The 23,628-nt window shown below is 59.6% G+C and carries 15 protein-coding genes; 10 read left to right on the forward strand and 5 right to left on the reverse strand.

Going from position 1 to position 23,628, the window contains the following annotated elements:
- Positions 1-57: 57 nt before the first annotated feature.
- From HU718_RS19450 to HU718_RS19470, 5 genes are all read left to right on the forward strand, one after another.
- Positions 58-3,219: a hybrid sensor histidine kinase/response regulator gene (locus tag HU718_RS19450; RefSeq protein ID WP_186616198.1), complete on the forward strand. Its 3,162-nt coding sequence runs from the start codon at positions 58-60 to the stop codon at positions 3,217-3,219.
- Between the two features lie 22 nt (positions 3,220-3,241).
- The gene (locus HU718_RS19455) at positions 3,242-3,889 is read left to right on the forward strand and encodes a response regulator (protein WP_116030163.1); all 648 of its coding nucleotides are present in this window, start codon (positions 3,242-3,244) and stop codon (positions 3,887-3,889) included.
- A 106-nt stretch (positions 3,890-3,995) separates the two neighbouring features.
- The gene (locus HU718_RS19460) at positions 3,996-4,583 is read left to right on the forward strand and encodes a fimbrial protein (protein ID WP_116030164.1); all 588 of its coding nucleotides are present in this window, start codon (positions 3,996-3,998) and stop codon (positions 4,581-4,583) included.
- Between the two features lie 74 nt (positions 4,584-4,657).
- A complete protein-coding gene (locus HU718_RS19465) occupies positions 4,658-5,404 on the forward strand; it encodes a fimbrial biogenesis chaperone (RefSeq protein ID WP_116030165.1) in 747 nt (248 codons plus the stop codon).
- A gap of 85 nt (positions 5,405-5,489) precedes the next feature.
- The gene (locus HU718_RS19470; protein ID WP_116030166.1) at positions 5,490-7,982 is read left to right on the forward strand and encodes a fimbria/pilus outer membrane usher protein; all 2,493 of its coding nucleotides are present in this window, start codon (positions 5,490-5,492) and stop codon (positions 7,980-7,982) included.
- A gap of 130 nt (positions 7,983-8,112) precedes the next feature.
- Here HU718_RS19470 and HU718_RS19475 read toward each other — a convergent pair whose 3' ends face one another.
- From HU718_RS19475 to HU718_RS19485, 3 genes are all read right to left on the reverse strand, one after another.
- A complete protein-coding gene (locus tag HU718_RS19475; RefSeq protein WP_186616199.1) occupies positions 8,113-11,787 on the reverse strand; it encodes a translocation/assembly module TamB domain-containing protein in 3,675 nt (1,224 codons plus the stop codon).
- A complete protein-coding gene (locus tag HU718_RS19480) occupies positions 11,784-13,511 on the reverse strand; it encodes an autotransporter assembly complex protein TamA (protein ID WP_186616200.1) in 1,728 nt (575 codons plus the stop codon). Before HU718_RS19480 ends, HU718_RS19475 begins: the two co-directional genes overlap by 4 nt.
- Before the next feature lie 66 nt (positions 13,512-13,577).
- On the reverse strand, positions 13,578-14,228 hold the full coding sequence (locus tag HU718_RS19485; RefSeq protein ID WP_186616201.1) for a GNAT family N-acetyltransferase: 651 nt from the start codon (positions 14,226-14,228) through the stop codon (positions 13,578-13,580).
- Positions 14,229-14,529: 301 nt separating this feature from the next.
- Between HU718_RS19485 and xthA the strand changes: the two genes are divergently transcribed.
- Both xthA and HU718_RS19495 read left to right on the forward strand, forming a co-directional pair.
- Complete coding sequence (xthA, locus tag HU718_RS19490; RefSeq protein ID WP_141129140.1) at positions 14,530-15,342, forward strand: exodeoxyribonuclease III; 813 nt, start codon at positions 14,530-14,532, stop codon at positions 15,340-15,342.
- 187 nt (positions 15,343-15,529) lie between these two features.
- Positions 15,530-16,864, forward strand: a complete 1,335-nt coding sequence (locus HU718_RS19495; protein WP_186616202.1) for a substrate-binding domain-containing protein — start codon at positions 15,530-15,532, stop codon at positions 16,862-16,864.
- A 130-nt stretch (positions 16,865-16,994) separates the two neighbouring features.
- Here HU718_RS19495 and HU718_RS19500 read toward each other — a convergent pair whose 3' ends face one another.
- A complete protein-coding gene (locus HU718_RS19500) occupies positions 16,995-18,224 on the reverse strand; it encodes an acyl-CoA dehydrogenase (RefSeq protein ID WP_134178261.1) in 1,230 nt (409 codons plus the stop codon).
- Between the two features lie 157 nt (positions 18,225-18,381).
- Between HU718_RS19500 and HU718_RS19505 the strand changes: the two genes are divergently transcribed.
- From HU718_RS19505 to HU718_RS19515, 3 genes are all read left to right on the forward strand, one after another.
- A complete protein-coding gene (locus HU718_RS19505; RefSeq protein WP_016986544.1) occupies positions 18,382-19,311 on the forward strand; it encodes a LysR family transcriptional regulator in 930 nt (309 codons plus the stop codon).
- A 197-nt stretch (positions 19,312-19,508) separates the two neighbouring features.
- Positions 19,509-19,910 carry a MerR family transcriptional regulator gene (locus tag HU718_RS19510; RefSeq protein WP_038362702.1) on the forward strand — a complete coding sequence of 134 codons (402 nt, stop codon included), beginning with the start codon at positions 19,509-19,511 and terminating at the stop codon, positions 19,908-19,910.
- Positions 19,911-20,062: 152 nt separating this feature from the next.
- Positions 20,063-20,962: a hydroxymethylglutaryl-CoA lyase gene (locus HU718_RS19515; protein WP_186616203.1), complete on the forward strand. Its 900-nt coding sequence runs from the start codon at positions 20,063-20,065 to the stop codon at positions 20,960-20,962.
- A 684-nt stretch (positions 20,963-21,646) separates the two neighbouring features.
- On the opposite strand, the gene HU718_RS19520 is transcribed toward HU718_RS19515, so the two are convergent.
- Complete coding sequence (locus HU718_RS19520; protein ID WP_186616204.1) at positions 21,647-23,344, reverse strand: AMP-binding protein; 1,698 nt, start codon at positions 23,342-23,344, stop codon at positions 21,647-21,649.
- Positions 23,345-23,628: the final 284 nt, after the last annotated feature.

The raw sequence follows: 23,628 nt of genomic DNA on the forward strand, positions 1-23,628 counted from the left end.
GCCATCGAGGCCATCCATGTTCACTCGCGTAATCACTTTCTTTGACCGGGCGTGTTGATGCCGCATCCCAATGCCTTGCTGGAAAAACTCGCCAGCAGTTCACTGCGCCTGAACAAGGGCTTGCTGATCCTCGGCGCGCTGGTTTTGCTGTTGCTGGGCATCAGCTATCTCGGCGTGCAGCGCATGGTCGAAGAACAGCGCGATACCATGCAGTTCCACTTCGCCCGGCTGATGGAAAACATTCGCGAGCAGGAAGCGTTTCTCGGCGATATCTCACGGGCCAGCGACAAGGGCGAGTACTTCCCGGAAACCGTGGCGCCGCCGGTGGTGCAAAAGCGTTTGCCCGAAGAAGGGCCGAACATTTATGAAGGCCGTGGGCTGCCGTTCTCGCTGCCATTCAGCGTCAAGATCGATCCCGAGCGAATCGCTCCCAGCCAACACCCCAAGGTGTTTGCCCTCGGCAGCTATCTGGCAGCGTATTACAGCGCCTTCTGGGCGGCCTCGCATTACCAGTCGCCGCAGGTGATCCTGCTCAACGGCCCGGACAATTTCGATATCGCCGTGCCCGCCGCCGGTCGTCTGCGAGGTGCGGGGCCAACGCAAATCAGCACCTTCGTCGAGATCATGACCCAGAAGAATCTGCAACGGCGCGCGCAGACTTCAGCGCAAGTGCAGTGGGCGCCCTACCCGTTCGCTGCGGACGACAACGTGACGCCGAGCCTGCTCGCTTATGTACGGATCAACCTGAGCAAACCGACGCTGACCATTGAAGGGGCGAATTCCTGGGTAGTGCTCGGCTCGCTGCTGAAGCTCTCGCAAGTCAACAATATCGAGCGTTTGATGAAATGGTCGATCTACGATGACTTCACCCTGATCACGCCCAGCGGCACAGTGTTGATCGGCGAACTCAAGCCTGATCGGGTGCTCAATGAAGGCGCAAACCTGACCCGCGACGGTCTGGTGTTCAAGCTGAGCAGCCCCGGTGAACGGCACTGGACGGCGATCTATGTGATCAGCGTGCAGAGTTTTCTCGATTACGCATTATGGCCATTGCTGTGTCTGCTGGGCTTGGTGCTGGTAGTGCTCGGCAGTGGCCGAGCGCTGAATCGCTGGTACGCGCAACGGGTGATTTTGCCCGCACAAAGTGCCCACGCAAGCATCGCCGAAAGTGAAGCGTTCAGCCGTGCGGTCATCGATACCGCACCGACCGGCCTGTGCGTGATCAGCCGTCGTGATCATCAGGTCTTGCTGGAAAACCAGCGCGCCCAGCAATGGCACGACACCCAGGAATTGATCAGCCTGCTCGAACAACAAGGCGCGACCGGCCATGGCCACGCGGAGCTCGAGATCGACGGCCGGCATTTGCACGTGGCCTTCATCGCCACCCGTTATCAGGGCCAGGACGCGTGGCTGTGTGCGCTGCACGATGTCACCCGCCATGTCGAAGATGCAGCGGCACTGGAAGTCGCCCGTCAGGCGGCCGATTCGGCCAATCAGGCAAAAAGCCGTTTTCTGGCAACCATGAGCCATGAAATCCGCACGCCGCTGTATGGCGTGCTCGGCACCCTGGAACTGCTTGGCCTGACCGATCTCGCGCCGCGTCAGCAGGCCTATCTGGAAACCATTCAGCGCTCGTCCGCCAGCCTGTTCAAACTGATCAGCGACGTGCTGGATGTGTCGAAAATCGAGGCCGGGCAGATGAACCTTGAGCTTCAGCCGTTCTGCCCGCTGGAGCTGACCGAAGACGTGGTGCGCAGCTACGGCGCGTTTGCCCGAGGCAAAGGTCTGCAACTGTACGCCTGCATTGATGCGGCATTGCCGGATCAACTGCTCGGTGATGCGCAACGCATTCGCCAGATCCTCAACAACCTGCTGAGCAACGCGATCAAGTTCACCGATAACGGGCGCGTTGTGGTGCGCGTTGTGGTGCTGCAAAGCACTGGCGGCCGCACCGAGGTGCAGTGGCAGGTCAGCGATTCCGGCGTGGGTATTTCCCAGGCACAGCAAGAGCAATTGTTCGACCCTTTCTATCAAGTCAATGAAGCCGATAGTCATGCCGGTGCGGGTCTCGGTCTGGCCATTTGCAAATGGCTGTGCGAGTTGATGCATGGCGAGTTGAATGTGGTCAGCGAACCGGGCCTGGGCAGTCGCTTCAACCTGCAACTGGCGCTGGATTGCGCGCCGGGCAGGCTCGCCGATTGCCCGGCCTTCGAGGCCGGCAGCGCCGCCGTTTACGTGCGCGCACCGGTCGCCGAACTGGCGCAGCATCTGCTCGGCTGGCTGCACCGCTTTGGTCTGGATTGCCGTCTGGTGACGCACGAGTTGCCGTCGTCTTCCGCGCTGCTGGTGGATCTTGCGCCGCTGACCCACGCCACGGTTTTCGATGGCCAGCGAATCGTCGCAATACCGGGCGGCCCCAACCCGGCACAGATCAGCGGCAGCGGCTGGCAGGTCGATGCCGACGATGTGCGCGCGATTGGCTGGGCGATCGCGCTGGCAAGGCACGACGCCCATCAGCGGCGCGTACCCTCGCAGCAGGAAAATACCCGAGCACTGAACCTGCGCGTGCTGGTGGCCGAGGATAATGTGATCAACGCAGCGGTCATCCAGGAACAACTGGAGGCACTAGGCTGCTCGGTGGTTGTCACTACCAACGGCGAACAGGCGCTGGAGCGATGGGCGCCGGGGCGCTTCGATATGCTGCTGACCGACGTCAACATGCCGATCATGAACGGCTATGAGCTGACCACAGCCTTGCGCGAACAGGATGCAACGCTGCCGATCATCGGTGTTACCGCCAACGCCTTGCGCGAAGAAGGCGAACGCTGCGCCGCTGTGGGTATGAACGCATGGATGGTCAAACCGCTGAACCTGGCGACGCTGCGCGCGCAACTGCAAAGCCACTGCCAGATTCCGATCGCGCAGGTCGCTGACATCCCGCCAGCGCTATCGCCGAAGATGCGCGAGCTGTTTGTCTCGACACTGCACAAGGATATTCAGACCACCCTCAGCGCGCTGGATGCCGCCGACGCCAACAGCGTCGCGCAGCAACTGCACAGCATGGCCGGTGCGTTGGGTGCGGTGCAGGTCGAGGCGCTGGCCCAAGCTTTCGTTGCACTGGAATGCCGCCTGACCGGCATGTCGGTGACTCCCGCGCTGGCCGTAGAGGTTCGTCAACAACTGGCGCGCCTGACTGACCTGCTCGACGCCCTTGAATAATTTCACTCTGGATAAAGCACTCATGGAAACCTTCAACGTTGTCATCGCCGATGATCATCCCATCGTCCTGCTGGGGGTGCGGGAACTGGTCGAGCGCGACCGGCGCTTCAGCGTAGTCGGCGAGGTAGTGTGTTCCGATGGTTTGATCAAGCTGCTGAGGTCACAACCGGTGGATCTGCTGATCACCGACTTCAACATGCCCGGTGACTCGCCCTACGGTGATGGCCTGAAACTGGTGGAGTACGTGACCCGACACTTTCCCGCAGTGCGGGTGCTGGTGCTGACCATGATTTCCAACCCGTTGATCCTGACCCGCCTGCAAGAACTCGGCGTACTTGCAGTCATTCAGAAAAGCCAGTTGCACGTTGAAATAGAAGTGGCGCTCAAAGCCATCGCCAAGGGCAAGCGCATAAGCGGCCATCGAACGACGCCGACTTCGGTGCTGGACGATGGCGCCGATCTCGATGAACGTTTCTCCCGTCTATCGCCCAAGGAACATGAAATCCTGCGCTTGTTTGTTCAGGGGCAAGGCGTCAATGAAATCGCCCGAGGTCTGAATCGAAGTGCAAAGACAATCAGCACGCAGAAGATTTCGGCCATGCGCAAACTGGATGTCAGCAGTGATCAGGAGCTGCTGACTTACTGCATCGAACGCAACTTGTTCAATTGACAGACTGTTGCCCCTCGCAACTTGCTGGTTTCTAGGGATTGTCTGATGTTGCAGCGCCCAACCGGGTTTTATCGTGTTGTCTTTACCCCACCAATGGAAAAGCAACATGAAAAAGCTGTCTCGCACGCTTCTCGCCCTGTCGATCTTCGCTGCCGCTAATGTCCTGGCGGCCGATCCGGTTGTGCCTACCAAGGCTGGCAGCGGCACCATCAACTTCACCGGCACCATCAACAACGATGCCTGCTCGGTCGAAGGCGCCGGCAAGGACAAGACCATTTCGGTGAACATGGGCGAAGTGTCGATCAAGGACATGGGCACCGCCACCGCGCCAAAAGGCAACGGCACGCTGAGCGTCGAGAACTTCGACATGAAGATCAACTGCAACGCTGGCACCAAAGTGGCAATGATCTTCGAACCAACCAAGGGCGCAGGCTCGGGTATCGAAACCGGCACCAAGGTCTTGAAACTGATCGACGGCCTGGGCTCGGCAAAAGGTATCGGTATCGCCTTGCTTGATGCCAACGGTGCAGTAATCGACCTGACTTCGCCGACTACCGCGCGCATCGAAAACACCCTGCAGGACAGCAACACCACGCTGAAATTCTCGGCCGCCTACGTGACCACCGTCGATCCGAAACTGGCCGTTGCCGGCCGTGGCGACGCGACCCTGCCGTTCACCCTGCAATACGAATAAATCGCGCGATTCATCGAGCACTGTGCGGGGCCGAACGGTCCCGCACTTTCTTTCACTCTGCGCGGTAATTCTTCATGTTTTTACGTCCTTCCCTGTCCCTTTGCGTCGGCCTTCTGGGCCTGCTCGCCGTCAATCAGGCCATGGCTGGCATTTCCCTGAGCAGCACTCGACTGATATTCGACGGCAAGCACAAAGAAGCCGGCATCACCGTGCGCAACAGCGGTGCAGACGTGTTGATTCAGTCCTGGGTCGATACCGACAGCGACGAAGCCTCTGTGCCCTTTGCCGTCACTCCACCGCTGGTGCGCGTCAGCGACGGAGAACAACAGATTCTGCGGGTCATCTACGAAGGCACCGGTATGCCCAAAGACCGCGAGTCGGTGGTGTGGTTGAACGTGCAGGAGATCCCGCAGTCGGCGAAAACCGCGAACACCCTGCAACTGGCGGTGCGCCAACGGATCAAGGTGTTCTTCCGCCCTGGCGGCCTGAACAACAACGCTTATCAGGCCCCGACCGAGCTGACCTGGCGACTGACCGAGCGCGCCGGCAAGAGCGTACTGGTGGTGAGTAATCCCGGGGTTTATCACGTCTCGATTGCCGACATCACTGTGCAATCCGGCGCCACACGCGAGCATCCGTTCGACTCGATGATGATCGCCCCTGGCGAAGAAAAAGAGTTTGTTCTCAAACAACTTCACACGGCAGGTTCCCCGCGCCTGTTGTTCAGCAGCATCAACGACTACGGCGCCAGAGACCGTTATGTCGCGCAACTTTCCGGCAGCGCCGCAGTAAGCGCCAGCCTGGATAAAGAATCGCCATGACTCGCGTGCTGCTTTAACAGCCGCACTTTCACTGTATTTCTCTTCGCTCCGTTAGTTCGTATCGGAGGTGATATAGGGTTCCTGCATGTTTTTATTCAAGCGCGATGGCCTGGCACCGTTTTCGGTTGCTCTGGTCTTCAGCACAACCTGTCTGGCTGACGCCGAAGAGCAATTCAATACCTCGTTTCTGCAAGGCGCGACGTCTGCCATCGACCTGCAATCGCTGCTCGCCGGCAGCCGCGTGCTCCCCGGCACTTACCGGGTCGATCTGTATGGCAACGATATGCTGGTGGGCCGCCGCGATATCGCCTTTCGGCGTCTCCCCGACAGTCACAAGGTCCAAGCCTGTCTGACTCTGGACATGCTCAAGCAACTGGGCGTGGATATTGGCAAGCTGCAAGCCAGCGGCAAACTCGACGTCGCCGATGCGGATGCCTGCCTCGACCTGCCCGCGCTGATCGATCATGCCACCGTGCGCTATGACGTGCCGCGCCTGCGTTTGCTGGTCAGCGTGCCGCAAAGTGCCATGGAGCGTGGCCGCCGTGGTTATGTCGATCCGGCGCTGTGGGACGAAGGCGTACCCGCAGCGTTCATCAATTATCAGGTGAGCAGCAACCGCAACAGCACCGATGCCCAGACCACGATTGCCAATAACGTCGGCCTGCGCAACGGCATAAACCTTGGCGGCTGGCGCCTGCGTAACGAGTCGAACTTCAACAGCAGCACCGGCCAGCCAAGTACGTTCAAGAGCAACCGCAGCTACCTGCAACATGACGTCACCGCGCTGAAGGGCCAGTTCAGTGCCGGGGATATTTTCTCCGACGCCGACCTGTTCGACAGCGTGCGTTATCGCGGCCTGAAACTGGCCTCCGACGACGGCATGCGCGCCGACAGTGAGCGCGGCTATGCGCCGGTGATTCGCGGCATTGCGCAATCCAGCGCCACGGTAGAGATTCGCCAGAACAATTACATTCTGTACACCGCCAACGTACCGCCCGGGCCGTTCGAGATCAGCGACATTTACCCCAGCGGCTCCAACGGCGATCTGGAAATCACCGTAATCGAAGCCGATGGCCGGCGCCGGGTCACGGTGCAGGCTTTTTCAAGCCTGCCGATCATGGTGCGCGAAGGCCAGTTGAAGTACAGCGTTTCGGCGGGCCGCTACAACAGCAACAGCGATGACCAGCAAACGCCGGAATTTATCAGCAGCACCGTGGCTTATGGCGTCAGCAGTAACCTGTCGGCGATTGTCGGCACTCAGGCCACCGAGGATTTTCAGGCACTGTCGATCGGCGCCGGTCGCAACACTGCCATCGGGGCGATCTCGCTCGATCTGACCCACTCCAGCAGTCGCACCTTCGGCCAGACGCTCAAGGGCAACAGCCTGCGCGCGTTGTACGCCAAGACCTTTACCGGTACTGACACCAACTTCACCCTCGCCGCTTATCGCTATTCGACCGAGGGCTATCGCACCTTGAGCGAACACGTCGAAGAGCTAAGCCGTGAGGGTGAGCAGCGTAGCGGCAACTCGAAAACCCGCACCGACCTCACTGTCAACCAGAGCCTGGGGCGCAATCAGCAGTTCGGCAGCATCTACCTCAACGCCAGTGATCAGCGCTATTGGGGCCGCGGCGGTTCGCAGAGCCTGTCGGCCGGTTACAGCAATTATTGGGCTGACGTCAGCTACAACCTCAGCGCGACTTACACCAAGGATGTCGGCAACTACGGCCCGGCGAACAACGACACTTTGTTCAATCTCTCAGTGTCGTTTCCGCTGGGCTCAAAGCCCCGCGCGCCGCGAGCGTTCGTTTCGGCCAGCACGCAGAAAGATGACAGCAGCACCCAGGTCGGCATCAACGGTTACCTGTCCGAAGACAGCGACACCTATTACTCAGTGCAGGGAGGCAACAGTCGCACCGGCGGCAGTACGGGGTCGGCCAACCTCAGCACGCGAACCCCAGTGATGGACATCAGCGCCGGCTACAGTCAGGGCCGTGGCTACAACTCGCAGAGTCTCAACGTGGCCGGATCGATTGTCGGCCACGCGGGCGGGATCAACCTGGGGCAGACCGTCGGTGAGACTTTTGCGCTGGCGCAGGTCGACGGTGTCAAAGACGTGAAGATTGCCAGTTTCTCGGGCGCGAAAACCGCCGGTAATGGATTCGCTGTGGTGTCCAATGCGCAGCCGTATCGGGTCAACTGGATCAGCCTCGACACCCGCGACCTGGGCGGCGACTTTGAAATTGAAAACGCCACCCAGCAAGTGGTACCGCGCCGTGGTGCCGTGGTGCTAGCGCGCTACGCGAGCAAAACCGGACGCCGGGTGCAGTTTTCTCTGTTCGACGCGCACCACCAGCCGATCCCGTTTGGCGCCGCACTGGAGGACGCCGCCGGCAAACAACTGGCGATCTCCGACCCGAGCGGCAAGGCACTGGCGCTGGTCGCGGACGACGCCGGCACCCTGACCATCAATTGGCAAGGCCAGCGCTGCGAGGCGTCGTATGCACTGCCCGAGCGGGACAAGGCGTTGAACTACGAGCGGGCCTCCCTGGTGTGCCGCGCGCCAGTGGCTGACTGAGAAGACGCCATCGCTGGCAAGCCAGCTCCCACAAAGTCCTTGGCGCACACAACAATCATGTACGCCACAGAAGCTTGTGGGAGCTGGCTTGCCAGCGATTGAAGCGACTCGGTTCAGGAGAAAGCGCGATCTAGAAATCGCGCTTGTAGAAAATATCCAGCGAACTGGCCACGCCACTGGCCGCTTCGACGTAAACCTTCTTGCTCAGCTTATAGCGCAGCGCAATGGTGCTGGCCGGTTCAAACACGCCAACGCCATAACGCAAACTGAGCTTCTCAGTAATATTGCCGCTGGCCACAACACTGGTGGCATCGCCGCTGCCTGCCGTGTCGAGCTGGAAGTCCTGAATCCCCAGATCCTTGGCCAGGCTGCTGGTGACCCCGGAGCTGCCCATCAAGCCCAGACCCAACGCCGCTTGCGCGAGCATGTTGTTGTCTTCACCGTTGGTGCTCAGCGGTCGACCGAGGACCAGATAGGACAACGCCTGTTCCTGACTCATCGCCGGTTCCGAGAAGATCTGCGTGGTCGGCTGCTCGGCGCTGCCGCTCAGGCGAATACCGGCGATCACGTCGTCGGTCTGGCGAATCGCTTCGATGTCCAGATATGGCTGATCGAGGGGACCGGCGAACAACAGACGCGCACGGCGCACTTGCAGGCGCTGGCCGTAGGCACTGTAGCGGCCGTCATTGAGCCACAGCTCGCCACGGGTATCCATGTTGTCGCCGATGTGCACATGACCTTGCACGTTGGCGGTCAGACCAAAACCGGCGAAGGCCAGTTTGTCTTCACCGACCACCACGTCGATGTCCATTTTCATCGCCATCGGCGGTTTGCCCTCTTCGGTCTGCGCACCGACGATGATCGTGTCATCGGAGACTTTCACCGTTGACGGCGGCAGCTCACGCACGGTGATTTCACCTTTGGGCACCTGCACTTTGCCGGCGATTTTCAGCTCGTCGCCGGCCATGGAAATCTTCAGGTCCGGCGCCACTTCCAGCTTGGCATAAGGCTCGACGGTGACCGGCAATTGCGTGCCTTTCAACGCCAGATCAACCACCAGTGCCTGGCCCCAGGCAACGTTACCGTTGAGGCTGCCCTGCCCGCTCTTACCGCTTTTCCAGCCGCCGTCGAGGCGTACCGATTCACCGGCAATCAGGGCGGTGAGTTGCAGGTTCTGCAGCTCCATCGGCAACTCGGCGCCGGACACTTCGCCGTCACTGAGTTGCACGGTGCCGTTGACCAGCGGCGCCAGCAATCCGCCGGAAATGGTGCCGCTACCATTCAGGCGCCCGGTGAGTTTTTCGACCATCGGCACAAACGGCCGAGCCACCGACAGGTCCAGCCCGCTGAGGCGGAACGAGCCGCTCAACGGTTTGTTTTTTGGCAGCGGATTGAGTTGCGCCTGCACCATCAATTCGCCGAGTTTGCCGCCGACGAAATTCAGTTCGGTGTCGACGCGTTTTGGCGTGAGTTTGCTGGTGAGTTTCAGGGTCTGGTACGGGAAGTCCAGCCACTGATCCTTGTCCTTCATGCGCAAGGTGCCGCCACTGGCGTCGATGCTGACCACACCGTTGGGGCCGCTGGCCGGCAGATCCAGTTGCAGATCGGCGTTGAGCTTACCCTTCCAGGCAAAGTCTTTCGGCAGCCATTGCGCGAGGCTTTCGATCGGGAATTGCTTGAGGTGGTAGCGCAGTTTCGGCTCCGGCATCAGGCGCTGATCTTCACCGCACAGGCTGGCATTGCCGGACATCCAGCAATGCGCGCCGAAGTTGATTTTGCCGTCAGCCAAGCGTTCGAGTTTTGCCGGATTCTGCAGTTTCCAGTCCTGGCCACCGGCCTGAATGTCACCGCTGGCCAGGCGACCGCGCCAGTTACCCTTGTCCAGATTGCCATCCAGACCGAGGGCCAGTTTCAGCTTCGGCCCAGTCAGGTCGAGGTTGAGTTTCTGGTTCTTGATGTCGCCTTGAGCGCTGGCGGTCAACACCCCGAGGTTGGTGTCGCCGGCCTGAATGCCGCTACCTTTCAGATCGATTCTCGCCCGCTGCGCACTGTCGAGGGTGGCGTCGAGGTTGAGGCTTTGCAGGCGATTGTCCTGAAACGCCAGTTGCGAACCTTGCAGGTCGAGCTTGCCCTGCGGCGCCTTCAACGTACCGGCCACATTGACCTGCCCGTTGACCTGCCCGCGCAGTTGCGGCCAGAGCTGAGCCAGACGCGACAGCTTGATATCGATCTGCCCGGTGAGTTTCTGTTGCAGGCTGCCCTTGCCGCTGATGCTGTTGTCGCCGAGACGGATTTGCAGAGCGTTGAGATTCCACTGTTCGCCAGCGCCGTCAGCCTTGGCCTGGAGAATCGCCGGTTGCCCGCGCAGTTTGCCTTTCAAATCGAGATCAGCGGTCAGGCTCAGGCGTTCGTTCTTCATTTCGCCTTGGCTTTTCAGCGGCCCGGCCAAGGTGCCCGGCAGCTCGGCAACCCAGTACGCCGGGTTGAGCGCAGACAGCTCCAGCGCTGTGTCCCAGGCGATACCGTCGGCAAACTGTACATTGACGTGCCCTTCAGCCTTGCCCTGCCCGGCTTGCATCTTCAGTTGCGGCAAAGCGATCTGTTTAAGGCTGCCGCTGAACGGACTGCTCAGGGTAAACGCGCCCGCCGGGCCATCCAGTGCGGCGTCGAAGTTACCGAGGTATTGCCCATCGGTGTAGGAGACTTCGCCACTGAAAGTACGCAGGGCGACTTGCGGCTCGTCGATTTCGTTATAGAGCCGGTGCCACGGGAAATCCTGCCAGTTGATATTGGCTTGGGCGCTGAGGCCTTTGCTCCAGTCAACGCTGCCAGTGAGTTTCAGGCTTTGTTTGTCGTTGGCCGTCAGGTCGAGGCCGGCAATCTGCGCGCCGCTGGCGTCGACTTTGCCTTTGAGCAACAGCGCCACCGGACCTTTATCGGCGGGCAGCGTGGCGTTGCCGTTGAGCTGATAACCGTTTTTCAGGTCGCCTTCACCGGTCAACAGCAATTGATTGAGCTGAAGGGTGTCCGGCAGGTCAGCGCTCGGTTTGAACGCATCGCTGGTGATGCGCACCTTGGCCGGCAGGTTTTCCGCCAGCGGTTGCAGCTCGCCGCTTAACTGGCCGTCAAGGTAACCCCGGCTGTCGGCGTGCAGGTTGAGGGTTTTCAACAGGTCGCCGTCGATCTTCAACGCCAGTGTCCACGGCCCAGTTCTCGGGGATGGCAGGGTCAGGTCACCGGCGATGTTCAGCGGCCAGTTGCCGCTCGGTTCAAGTGTGCCGGACAGGTTCAGGCTGAGCTCGTCGCGCTGCAATTTCACGCTGTCGATCTGCATGCCCTTGGCAGTCCAGTGCGCCGCCAGTTGCAGGCCCTTGAGCTGTTCGCTGCCATTGAACAGCAGGCTGCCAACCTGCACGTCACCCAGCTCGATGGCCACCGGCAATTGCAGATCCGGCAGTTTGATCGGGCCGCTTTCGGTGGTCTCTTCGCTCGGCGGGAATTGCAGAATGACCTGATCAGCCTTGAGCTGTTCGATGCACAGGGTCATGCGGGTCAGGCACAGCGGTGACCAGGCGAAGATTGCCTTGTTCAGCTCGACGCGGCTGCTGTCCTGCTGCCACAGCAGATGATCGGCACTCCATTGCCCGCCGAGGCGACCCTGGAAATTTTCCACGCTCAAGCCCGGCACGAGGCCCAGCACCCAGCGGCTGCCGGCCGCCGTGCCGAGTACGGCGGTGACGCTCAATACGATCAACAACAGCAGCGCCAACAACGCCAGCGCCGTAATTTTCAAACCACGCTTCACAGCTCAGGCCCCATGGAAAAGTGCAGCCGGATGCCGCCATCGTCGTCGAGTGCGTGGGCCAGGTCGAGGCGGATCGGCCCCACCGGCGAGACCCAGCGCACACCAATACCGACCCCGGTCTTGAGGTTCGGCAGTTCGAGTTTGTTGAAAGAGTTGCCCTGATCGACGAAGGTCGCCACGCGCCATTTCTCGGCGATCGAGTATTGATACTCGACGCTGCCAGCGACCATGTAACGCCCGCCGATCCGGTCACCGTCGGAGTTTTTCGGCGACAGGCTCTGATAGTCGTAACCGCGCACGCTCTGATCGCCACCGGCGAAGAAACGCAGCGACGGCGGCACCGAGTTGTAGCCGTTGGTGGCGCTGCCGCCGACCTGCACACGACCGAGCAAGCGGTGCTTGTCGAACACCGTGGTCAGGCCTTTGACCAGCGCGGTGCCATATAAAAGGTTGTTGTCCGAGCCGAGGCCTTCTTTCGCCACTTTACTTTCAAAGCTCAGGCGATAGCCGTTGTGCGGGTCGATGCGATTGTCGCTTTTCAGGTACGAGTAACTGATGCCGGGCATCAGCAAGGTGCTCAGACCGGAGTCATCGCCGAGTTCATATTCTTCACGCTGCCATTTCAACGAGATCACCCGCTGCCAGCCGCTCGGCAACTTGCTGTGCCATTCCGGGCCGAAGGTCAGCAGTTTGCTCAGCGTATCGGAACCGTCGATGTCTTCGAATTGATAGCCGCCGGCCCAACGCAGTTTGTCGGTCAGCGGCGGGTCGAGCGGGATGTCATAGAACAGCCCGACGTTTTGCCGTGGCGCCGAGAGTTCGGCTTCCCAACCATAACTGTCGCCTTGCGGGTTGACCCAGTGGCGGGTCCAGTTGGCTTTGATGCGCGGGCCGACGTCGGTCGAATAACCGAGGCCCAGGCCCATGGTCCGTGGTTTGCGTGTGTCGAGTTTGACGTCCACCGGGATCACGTCATTTTTCGCCGTGGTCGGTGCGGCATCGACGCGTACGCCTTCGAAGTAACCGCTCGATTGCAGATCGCGATTGAGCTCAGCGATCAGCTCGGAGTCGTACGGCTCGCCTTCCTTGAACGGCACCATGCGTTGCAGCAGGTCTTCGTCGAACGGCGTGTCGCCTTCGAATTTGACTTTGCCCAGCGCATAACGCGGGCCGCTTTCGTAGATCAGTTCGATGTCGGCGACCCCGGCGCGCGGGTCGACCATGAGTTTTTGACTAGTGAAATGGCCACTGAAAAAACCGAAGCGCGAGGCCTGATTCTGAATAAGTCTTTTGGCGTCTTCGTAACGCCCATGGTTGAGCACCGCACCGGACTTGAGCGCGTCGCTTTTCGGTACACGAAAGGATTTGAGGGAGGCAGCCGGGCCGTCGACACGGAGGGTGACGTTGCGCAGGTGAATAGGCTCGCCGGGATCGATGTTCAACACCAGGCGCGGCTTGTCGCCGCCCTTGACGTCACTTTCAATCTGCGGCTGGTAGTAGCCCAACGCCTGGGCCGCTTTGCGCGCCTGCTCTTCGGCACCGCGACTGAAGCGCTGCAGGGCTTCTTCGTCACGATCGCCGAGGCTGCCGATATAGCCTTCTATATTGGCCTTGAGTTCATCGTTGGACGGTTTGATCCGCACATCCAATTCACTTTGCGCCAGCGCCGTGCAGCTGGTTAACAGCATGAGCACGCCACTGGTAAATCTTCCTGGAAACTTCATAGGCGCGGATGCTATCACGGGCTTGGGAGCGTGATAGAACAGGAAATTTCCCAAGAAGTTCGATTGTCATGCTGTTGCAGTTTGTAACACCTGCGGATTGGCGTGGAAAAATACGTGTTCGCGCACCGGGCCGACGGCAACTTCGCCGATCTCTTGGTAACCCTGCCTTTTGTAGAATTCCAGATAGCGTGGGTTGCCGGTGTCGAGCACCACGCCTTGCGAGGTTTCGTCCACCGCGCACCAGTTGTGTACGGCGGTCAGCAGTTGCTCGCCAAAGTGCTTGCCCTGAAATTGTGGGTGGATGCCCAGCAGCGGCAGCATGTGTACCGAATCACTGGGCACACACGCGGCGACGGCGTCGTGGTAATCGAGATAGCGCCGGGTGCAGCGGAATCCGGTGCTGAGCACCATGCGCAAACGCCACGCCCAGCTTTCGGTGATGCCCAAACGGCGTTGCGGCGGCGCGATCAGGGCGATGCCGATCAGGCGGTCGTTGACCAGCAGGCCAATGGCGGGCAGGTCCTGCAGAAAGTGTTGTTTGACCAGTTCGCGCACCGTCGCCCGCACGCGCTGTTCGTAGCCAGGGCGCTCGGCTTCGAACAGGTAAGCGAAGGTCGGCTCATGGCGATAAGCCTGATAGAGCAGCGATCGAGCTTCGCGGGAGTAGCCACGGTCGAGCATATGAATGTCGGCGATGGCGGTCTGGGTTTCAGGCATGACGGTGATTCTCCCCGGGGCGCGTTCAAATGGCGGCGCTCTTGTTGGTACGAACCTTTTACGGGTGGCGTGGTTCCCCACAGGTATAGACCAAGTCGGGATCTTCATCGACTGGGCGGACGCCTTCGCGAGCAAGCTCGCTCCCACATTTGGAACGCATTCCCCTGTGGGAGCGAGCTTGCTCGCGAAGAGGCACTTACAGGCAACACAAATCCCACAGACAAAAGTGATTTCTCCCACCCCACACTGGCCCATCTCCCCCATGTCAGCTAGCATCGCCCTTTTGCCAGGACTGCCGACCATGAAGATCGTTTCCTTCAACATCAACGGACTGCGCGCCCGTCCGCATCAGCTGGCAGCGCTGATCGAAAAACACCAGCCGGATGTTATCGGCCTGCAGGAAACAAAGGTCCACGACGATCAGTTCCCGCTCGAAGAAGTCCGCGCCCTCGGCTATCACGTGTACTTCCACGGCCAGAAAGGCCATTACGGCGTGGCGATGCTCTCGCGTCAGGAACCGATCGCCATCCACAAAGGTTTCGCCACTGACGAAGAAGACGCTCAGCGCCGCTTTATCTGGGGCACTTTCGCCGACGCCAATGGCGTGCCGGTGACGATCATGAACGGCTATTTCCCTCAGGGTGAAAGCCGCGACCACCCAACCAAATTCCCCGCCAAGCAGCGTTTCTACAGTGATCTGCAAGCACTGCTGGAAAGCCAGTTCCACAACGAACAGCCCGTGGTGGTGATGGGCGATGTGAACATTTCCCCGGAAGACTGCGACATCGGCATCGGCCCGGACAACATGAAACGCTGGCTGAAAACCGGTAAATGCAGCTTCCTGCCGGAAGAACGCGAGTGGATGGCGCGCCTGAAGAATTGGGGTTTGACCGACAGCTATCGCCACTTGAACCCGGACGTGACCGACATGTTCAGTTGGTTCGATTACCGCAGCCGTGGGTTTGAGGATGAACCGAAGCGTGGCCTGCGCATTGACGTGATTCTGGCATCCCATGGTTTGTTGCCGCGGGTGAAGGCTGCGGGCGTGGACTACGAACTGCGCGGGATGGAAAAACCGTCCGATCATGCGCCGATCTGGCTTGAACTCAGCTGATCCCAAGCCTTACGCAATACCTGTAGGAGTGAGCCTGCTCGCGATAGCGGTGAATCAGTCGACATAAATTTGACCGGTACACCGCTATCGCGAGCAGGCTCACTCCTACATGGGTTAGTTGTCATCTTTTGGTCATGCGCCTGACTTAATCTCCCCGGCAATCCCCTTGGCTTGATTCGGTGCCGGCATGACCCTGCGTGTTCTGTGCGTTTTTCTCTTGAGTGCGTGGCTGACGGTTTCTGCCGCCGCCCTGCCCCTCCCTGAAAACGGCCCCGCGCTGCGCATTCAAGGCTCCAACACCATCGGTGCCGAACTTGGACCGGCTCTGGTCGAAGGTCTGCTGCAAGAACAGGGCTTGCTGAAAATCCACCGCGAAACCCCGGACACCGCCAACGAGTTGCGCATCATCGGCCAGACCGCTCAAGGCAAACTCGTGATCGTTGAAGTCGCCGCCCACGGTTCCAGCACCGGTTTCACCGCGTTGAAAAATGCCAGCGCCGATCTTGCCGCGTCCTCCCGCGAAATCAAGGACAGTGAATTGCAGGCCCTGCAATCACTGGGCGACCTGAAAAGCCCCGCCGCCGAACAAGTCATCGCCATCGACGGCCTGGCGATCATCCTTCATCCCGATAATCCCCTCCAACAACTGGACACCGAGCAACTGGCGCGGATCTTCGCTGGCGATGTGAAAACCTGGGAAGACCTCGGCGGGCGTGGCGGTGCGATTCATTTATATGCGCGCGATGACCAGTCCGGCACCTACGACACGTTTAAGGAGTTAGTCCTGAGTCGTCGCGGGAAAAGTCTGAGCAACGCGGCGAAAAGGTTTGAGTCCAGCGAGCAATTGTCCGACGCGGTGAGCAGCGATCCGCAAGGCATCGGCTTCATCGGTTTGCCTTACGTGCGCCAAGCCAAAGCAGTATCGATTGCTGATGGCGCATCGCAGTCGATGCTGCCGCTGAACAGCCTGATTGCCACCGAAGACTATCCGCTGTCGCGGCGCTTGTTCTTCTATCTGCCGCCCGACAGCAACAATCCTTGGGCGCAGGCCTTGGTGACGTTTGCACAAAGTCGTCAGGGCCAGGCGATCGTGGCGGCCAACGGCTTCATCAGCCAGACCGTGCACGCCATGACGGTGGCACCGAATGCGCTGATGCCCGAGGGTTATCAATCCCTCAGCCGTCACGCCCAGCGTCTGACGGTGAATTTCCGTTTCGAGGAAGGCAGCGCGAATCTCGATAACAAGGCGCGTCAGGATCTGGCGCGGGTGTTCGACTATATAAAGCGCCACGACAAGACCGAGCGCGCGGTGACATTGGTTGGGTTTGGTGATGCCAAGGATGACCCGGCGCGAGCCGATCTGCTGTCGAAGCTGCGGGCGATGGCGGTGCGGCGGGAATTGGTGAAGAACGGCGTGGTGTTGCGTGAGGTTCGTGGCTTTGGTGCGTTGATGCCGGTGGCGGCGAACAATGCGGATGAGGGGCGGATCAAGAATCGGCGGGTTGAGGTTTGGGTGTATTGATATCACCGGATCGTTCCCACGCTCCGCGTGGTAACGCCGCCATGGACGCTCTGCGTCCACTGTGACGCAGAGCGTCACGGGATGCATTCCCACGCAGAGCGTGGGAACGATCAGGTAACGCGGTGCCGGATCAGCGTTCGCTACGCAGCATTTCCTTCGGCACATACTTGCCGATCTCGAACTTGCCGATCGCCGCGCGGTGCACTTCGTCCGGGCCGTCGGCCAGGCGCAGGGTACGTTGCATCGCATACATGTAGGCCAGCGGGAAATCGTTCGATACCCCGGCCCCGCCATGCATCTGGATCGCCCGGTCGATCACCCGCAGCGCGACGTTCGGCGCAACCACTTTGATCTGCGCGATCTCGCTTTTCGCCACTTTATTGCCGACGGTGTCCATCATGTACGCCGCTTTCAGCGTCAGCAGACGTGCCATGTCGATTTCCATCCGCGAGTCGGCGATCTTGTCGACGTTACCGCCCAGCCGTGCCAGCGGTTTGCCGAACGCCGTGCGGCTCACCGCACGTTTGCACATCAACTCCAGTGCACGCTCGGCCATGCCGATCGAACGCATGCAGTGGTGAATCCGGCCTGGGCCAAGACGACCCTGAGCGATTTCGAAACCGCGACCTTCACCGAGCAGAACGTTTTCGTACGGCACACGTACGTTGTCGAACAGCACTTCAGCGTGGCCGTGTGGCGCGTCGTCGTAACCGAATACCGGCAATGGGCGGACGATTTTCACCCCGGGGGTATCGACCGGCACGAGGATCATCGAGTGCTGGGCGTGGCGTGGTGCATCGGGGTTGCTCAGACCCATGAAGATGAGGATCTTGCAACGCGGATCGCAGGCGCCGGAGGTCCACCATTTTTTGCCGTTGATCACCCACTCGTCGCCATCACGCACGGCGCGGGCGGCCATGTTGGTCGCGTCAGACGAAGCCACATCCGGTTCGGTCATGGCGAACGCCGAGCGGATCTCGCCTCGTAGCAACGGTTCGAGCCAGCGTTGTTTCTGTTCTTCGTTGGCGTAGCGCACCAGCACTTCCATGTTGCCGGTGTCTGGCGCCGAGCAGTTGAACGGTTCCGGCCCGAGCAGCGAACGGCCCATGATTTCCGCCAATGGTGCGTATTCGAGGTTGGTCAGACCGGCACCGAGTTCCGACTCCGGCAGAAACAGATTCCACAAGCCTTCAGCTTTGGCCTTGGCTTTGAGCTCTTCCATGATCGCCGTCGGCTGCCAGCGATCGCCTTCGGCAACCTGGCGTTCGAACACGGCTTCGGCCGGGTAAACGTAAGTGTCCATGAACGCGGTCACGCGCTCACGCAGTTCTTGCACCTTGGGCGAATAAGCGAAATCCATGATCAATTACCTTCTTGGGCAGAGGTTGTTCAAGTCATGCAATCGATGCTAGAACAGCGCTGATAATTTACCTAGCCTATTCTCGGCGTGTATAAACATTCATCACCGATATATGATCCAGTGATCGTCAGCCCTTAAAAACAAGAGAAGCCGCGTTATGAATCTGAGCAAGGTCGACCTCAACCTTTTCATCGTCTTTGACGCGATCTATACCGAAGCCAACCTGACCCGCGCCGGGCAGATTGTCGGCATCACCCAGCCGGCGGTGTCCAACGCGCTGGCACGGTTGCGCGAGACCTTTAACGATCCGCTGTTCGTGCGCACGGCTCAGGGCATGGTGCCGACGCCAATGGCGCAGAACATCATCGGCCCGGTGCGCAATGCCCTGTCGCTGTTGCGCGTATCGGTTCAGGAAAGCCGCATTTTCAACCCGGCGCAAGCGGTCAAGACCTACCGCATCAGCATGACCGACCTCACCGAAGCGGTGATTCTGCCGCCGCTGTTCCAGCGCCTGCGCCGTCTGGCACCAACAGTGATCATCGAAAGTTTCCTGTCCAAACGCCGCGAGACCACCAAGGAACTGGCGGCCGGACGCTTGGATTTTGCCGTGGATGCGCCGCTTAACACCGACCCGCAGGTGCGCCACGTCAAGCTGATGGAAGACCGTTACGTGTGTGCGATGCGCAAAGGGCATCCGATGGCGGGCAAGGAAAAGCTCTCGCTGGATGATTATCTGTCGCTGACCCATATCCACATTTCCAGCCGCCGCAGTGGTTTGGGTTATGTCGATCTGGCACTGGGCAAAATGGGCATTCAGCGCAAGATTGCCCTGCGTTCGCAGCATTACTTGATGGCGTCGCAGGTGATGCAGCAGACGGATATGGTCATGACCGTGCCGGAACGCTTTGCCCGTCGGCATGAGCTGCAAGCGTTTAACCTGCCGGTGAATGATGTGCCGCCGGTGGAGACGCATCTGTACTGGCATGAAAGCACCGATCAGGATCCGGCGAATCGCTGGATGCGCGAGCAGATGATCGAGTTGTGCCAGCAGGTGACGGCGCAGGAGAAGAAGCTCGATAAGGTGTAGGGCTTTTTACCGCGTTATCGTTCTTCGCGAGCAGGCTCGCTCCCACATTCGACCGCGTTTCTCCAGCTGAAATGCGATTCAATGTGGGAGCGAGCCTGCTCGCGAAGGGGCCATCAAATACACCACAGATCATCCCGCTTGACGTAAACGTCAACCTGCCATTAGCTTAGCGCCAAGACCTTTTTCCGAGCGCTTCCATGAGCAGCCAGACTTACAGCATCTCCGACCTCGCCCGCGAGCTGGACATCACCACCCGGGCGATCCGCTTTTATGAAGAGCAAGGCCTGCTCAGCCCTGAGCGCCGTGGCCAGGAACGCATCTATTCGCCGCGCGACAAGGTCAGCCTGAAGCTGATCCTGCGCGGCAAGCGCATTGGCTTCTCCCTGGCCGAATGCCGCGAACTGATCGAGCTTTATGACCCGTCCAGCGGTAACACCAAACAGCTCAACAGCATGCTGGCGAAAATCAGTGAACGCCGCGAGCAACTGGAGCAGCAGTTGCTGGATATCGAACAGATGAAGCTGGAACTCGATACCGCCGAGGAGCGCTGCGTGCAGGCGCTGGAGCAGACGCTGAAGAGCCAGCAGGCCATTCAGTAACAACCAACCCCATTCCCTGTGGGAGCGAGCCTGCTCGCGAATGCAATTTGTCATTCGACATCTATAGTGATTGACCCGGCGCATTCGCGAGCAGGCTCGCTCCCACAGGGGGATATCCGCAGACTTCAGATAACTACAACAGGTCAACCGCCATGTCCCTCCCCTCCCAAGTACGCCTGATCGAAGTCGGCCCGCGCGATGGCCTGCAGAACGAAGCCCAACCGATCAGCGTCGCCGACAAGGTGCAACTGGTCGACGCTTTGAGCGCCGCCGGCCTTGGCTATATAGAAGTCGGCAGTTTCGTTTCGCCCAAATGGGTACCGCAGATGGCCGGTTCTGCCGAGGTGTTCGCGCAGATACAGCGCAAACCCGGCGTGACCTACGGTGCACTGGCGCCGAACCTGCGCGGCTTCGAAGACGCCATAGCCGCCGGGGTCAAGGAAGTCGCGGTGTTCGCCGCCGCGTCTGAGGCGTTCTCACAGCGCAACATCAACTGCTCGATCAGCGAAAGTCTGGCGCGCTTTGCGCCGATCATGGAAGCGGCGAAACAGCACGGCGTTACCGTGCGCGGTTACGTGTCCTGCGTGCTCGGCTGCCCGTACGAAGGCACGGTCGCGCCGGAGCAAGTGGCGATGGTCGCGCGCGAGTTGTATGCGATGGGCTGCTACGAAGTATCGCTGGGCGACACCATTGGCACCGGCACCGCTGGCGCGACTCGCCGCTTGTTTGAAGTGGTGTCGGCGCAAGTGCCACGGGAAAAACTCGCCGGGCATTTCCACGACACTTACGGTCAGGCCATGGCCAACATTTATGCCAGCCTGCTCGAAGGCATTTCCGTATTCGACAGCTCTATCGCGGGCCTCGGCGGCTGCCCGTACGCCAAAGGCGCGAGCGGTAACGTTGCTACCGAAGATGTGGTGTACCTGCTCAACGGCCTCGGCATCAAGACCGGAATCGACCTGGACGCCTTGATTGCTGCGGGTCAGCAGATCAGCGCGGTGCTCGGTCGCCCGAGCGGTTCGCGCGTGGCCAAGGCTCGCAGCGCACAGTGAGGGGACAAGGTGTTACCGCTGTGTCCGGAATGTGGGTTCAAGCGAGTAACACGGAAACAAATTGTCTGGCTTCGCCGGAGTGAAAAAACGCCTAAATTTTCAAGCCATTGATTTATAAAGGATTTTAAAAGTTGGCACGGCTTCTGCTATCTCTATGGCATAACAAGAATAAAAAGCAGCAAACCAATAAAAATAAGACGTACCGACTCTGACATAACAAAAACAACACGGCAGAGACGCAGCTAACAGATTTTTTTGGAGAAGGTGTGCTTTTCAGGGTGCTCTCAGGAGTGACCCGCAACCGGGCAGAGAACAATAAAACTACCTTCAGGTAGCTCCCGAATCGGTTGGATCGTTTAACGAGAAAGTAGATCAGCGCTCAAAAAAATACGTTTGCTCTTGACCCCGGATGGGGGTCGCCAAAAACAGCGGTAAAGGGCCACGGTTGCCAAAAACAACAACAGACCGACCCTCAATAATAAAAAAGAGCACGCGACGACAAAATTAAAGGGGAGCCTCGGCTCCCCTTTGTGCTTTCTGTGATTTGTGTTTTCACTGCGTATCCCTTGTGGGAGCGAGCCTGCTCGCGAAAGCGGTGTATCAGACACATCTGCGCTGAATGACACACTGCATTCGCGAGCAGGCTCGCTCCCACATTAGATTGTCATCACATTAAGTTTTGTCTCAGGCCTGCTTTTCGCGTAGCTCTTCGATGCTGATCTCTCGCATTCTGAATTTCTGAATCTTGCCCGTAACCGTCATCGGAAACTCTTCGACGAACTTGAAGTGCCGCGGCGTCTTGAAGTGCGCGATGCGCTCCTTGCACCAGGTTTGCAGTTCCAACTCCGAAGCGCTGTGGCCGGGATGAAATTTGATCCAGGCAACAATCTCCTCACCGTAGCGCGAGCACGGAATGCCGATCACCTGCACGTCCGCCACCGCCGGGTGGGTGAAGAAAAACTCTTCCAGCTCACGCGGATAAACGTTCTCGCCGCCACGGATGATCATGTCCTTGTTACGCCCGGCAATGTTGACGTAACCCTCCTCGTTCATGCTCGCCAGGTCGCCGGTGTGCATCCAGCCCGCCTCATCGATGGCTTCGGCGGTGGCCTGCGGATTGCTCCAGTAGCCGAGCATCACACTGTAACCACGAGTGCAGAGTTCGCCGATGGTGCCGCGCGGCACGAGGTTGCCGGCTTCGTCGATGATCTTGCTTTCCAGCTGTGGCTGGGTGCGGCCAACGGTGGTCACGCGTAATTCCAGTTCATCGTTTGGCCCGGTTTGCAGCGACACCGGGCTGGTTTCGGTCATGCCATACGCAATCTGCACTTCGCTCATGTGCATCTCGCTGATGACCCGGCGCATCACTTCGATCGGGCACGTCGCGCCGGCCATGATCCCGGTGCGCAAGCTCGACAGATCGAATTCGCCGCGCTGTGGCTGGTCGAGCATGGCGATGAACATGGTCGGCACGCCGTAGAGGCCGGTGGCTTTTTCTTCGGCGACGGTTTGCAGGGTCAGCAATGGATCGAAGGCGTCATTGGGATAAATCATCGTGCTGCCGTGGGTGATGCAGCCGAGGTTGCCCATGACCATGCCGAAACAGTGATACAGCGGCACCGGGATCACCAGACGATCGCGCGGCGTCAGGCCGATGCTTTCGCCGACCATATAACCGTTGTTGAGGATGTTGTAGTGACTGAGGGTCGCGCCCTTGGGGAAACCGGTGGTGCCGGAGGTGTATTGAATGTTCACCGGTTGATCGAAATGCAGGCTGTCGCTGCGTTCGTTTAGTTGTTCTTTGGAGACACTGGCCGCCATGTCGGCCAATTGCAACCACGGTAGGAAACCTGACGGTGGCTGCGCATCGAGGCTGATCACCCCGCGCAACTCGGGCAGACGTTCGCTGCGCAATTGGCCGATGGGTTGCTCGGCCAGTTCCGGCACCAGTCCCTGCAACATGCCGTGGTAGTTGGAGGACTTGAACGCCCCGGCGCAAACCAGCCATTGGCAGCCGGATTGCTTGAGCACGTATTCGAGTTCGGAGCTGCGGTAGGCCGGGTTGATGTTGACCAGGATCACGCCGATTTTTGCGGTGGCGACTTGCGTGATGCACCACTGCGCGCAGTTTGGCGCCCAGATGCCGAGCCGATCCCCCGCTTGCAAACCCAGAGCGAGCAGCGCTCTGGCATGCAGGTCCACCGCATCGGCCAGTTGTCGCCAGGAATAACGCAGTTGCTGATGGCGGACGACGAGCGCTTCGCCGTCGGGATACTGCGCGACGGTCTGGTCGAACTTCTGCCCGATGGTCATCGCCAGCAAGGCTTTGTCCTGAGAGCCACGGGTGTAGCTGCGCTGCGGGTTTGCACTGGATTGATCCATGACGACCCCTATTGTCTTTATTAGTGGGTTTTGCCGGATTTGACCCTGTGGGAGCGAGCCTGCTCGCGAAGAGGCCAGCGAATTCAACATCAACGTTGCCTGATCTGACGCTTTCGCGAGCAGGCTCGCTCCCACGAGGTCTGCTCCGTTTCAATCTTGAACTGTCCCTACTCTCGCTCAAGTTGACGTTAACGTAAAGGGTGATTGACAGCCATCCATCGCAGGCTTACGTTAACGTAAAGGTGAGAGCCGAGTGACCGCCCTCCCCACCCTACAAAAAAGCC

Origin of the sequence: Pseudomonas tensinigenes (assembly GCF_014268445.2) — a bacterium.
GTDB lineage: Bacteria > Pseudomonadota > Gammaproteobacteria > Pseudomonadales > Pseudomonadaceae > Aquipseudomonas > Aquipseudomonas tensinigenes.

Excerpts from the sequence above, each read along its gene's own strand:
- HU718_RS19450 (WP_186616198.1), top strand. The coding sequence starts at position 58 with ATGCCGCATCCCAATGCCTTGCTGGAAAAACTCGCCAGCAGTTCACTG.
- HU718_RS19455 (WP_116030163.1), top strand. The coding sequence starts at position 3,242 with ATGGAAACCTTCAACGTTGTCATCGCCGATGATCATCCCATCGTCCTG.
- HU718_RS19460 (WP_116030164.1), top strand. The coding sequence starts at position 3,996 with ATGAAAAAGCTGTCTCGCACGCTTCTCGCCCTGTCGATCTTCGCTGCC.
- HU718_RS19465 (WP_116030165.1), top strand. The coding sequence starts at position 4,658 with ATGTTTTTACGTCCTTCCCTGTCCCTTTGCGTCGGCCTTCTGGGCCTG.
- HU718_RS19470 (WP_116030166.1), top strand. The coding sequence starts at position 5,490 with ATGTTTTTATTCAAGCGCGATGGCCTGGCACCGTTTTCGGTTGCTCTG.
- HU718_RS19480 (WP_186616200.1), bottom strand. The coding sequence starts at position 13,511 with ATGAAGTTTCCAGGAAGATTTACCAGTGGCGTGCTCATGCTGTTAACC.
- HU718_RS19485 (WP_186616201.1), bottom strand. The coding sequence starts at position 14,228 with ATGCCTGAAACCCAGACCGCCATCGCCGACATTCATATGCTCGACCGT.
- xthA (WP_141129140.1), top strand. The coding sequence starts at position 14,530 with ATGAAGATCGTTTCCTTCAACATCAACGGACTGCGCGCCCGTCCGCAT.
- HU718_RS19495 (WP_186616202.1), top strand. The coding sequence starts at position 15,530 with ATGACCCTGCGTGTTCTGTGCGTTTTTCTCTTGAGTGCGTGGCTGACG.
- HU718_RS19500 (WP_134178261.1), bottom strand. The coding sequence starts at position 18,224 with ATGGATTTCGCTTATTCGCCCAAGGTGCAAGAACTGCGTGAGCGCGTG.
- HU718_RS19505 (WP_016986544.1), top strand. The coding sequence starts at position 18,382 with ATGAATCTGAGCAAGGTCGACCTCAACCTTTTCATCGTCTTTGACGCG.
- HU718_RS19510 (WP_038362702.1), top strand. The coding sequence starts at position 19,509 with ATGAGCAGCCAGACTTACAGCATCTCCGACCTCGCCCGCGAGCTGGAC.
- HU718_RS19515 (WP_186616203.1), top strand. The coding sequence starts at position 20,063 with ATGTCCCTCCCCTCCCAAGTACGCCTGATCGAAGTCGGCCCGCGCGAT.
- HU718_RS19520 (WP_186616204.1), bottom strand. The coding sequence starts at position 23,344 with ATGGATCAATCCAGTGCAAACCCGCAGCGCAGCTACACCCGTGGCTCT.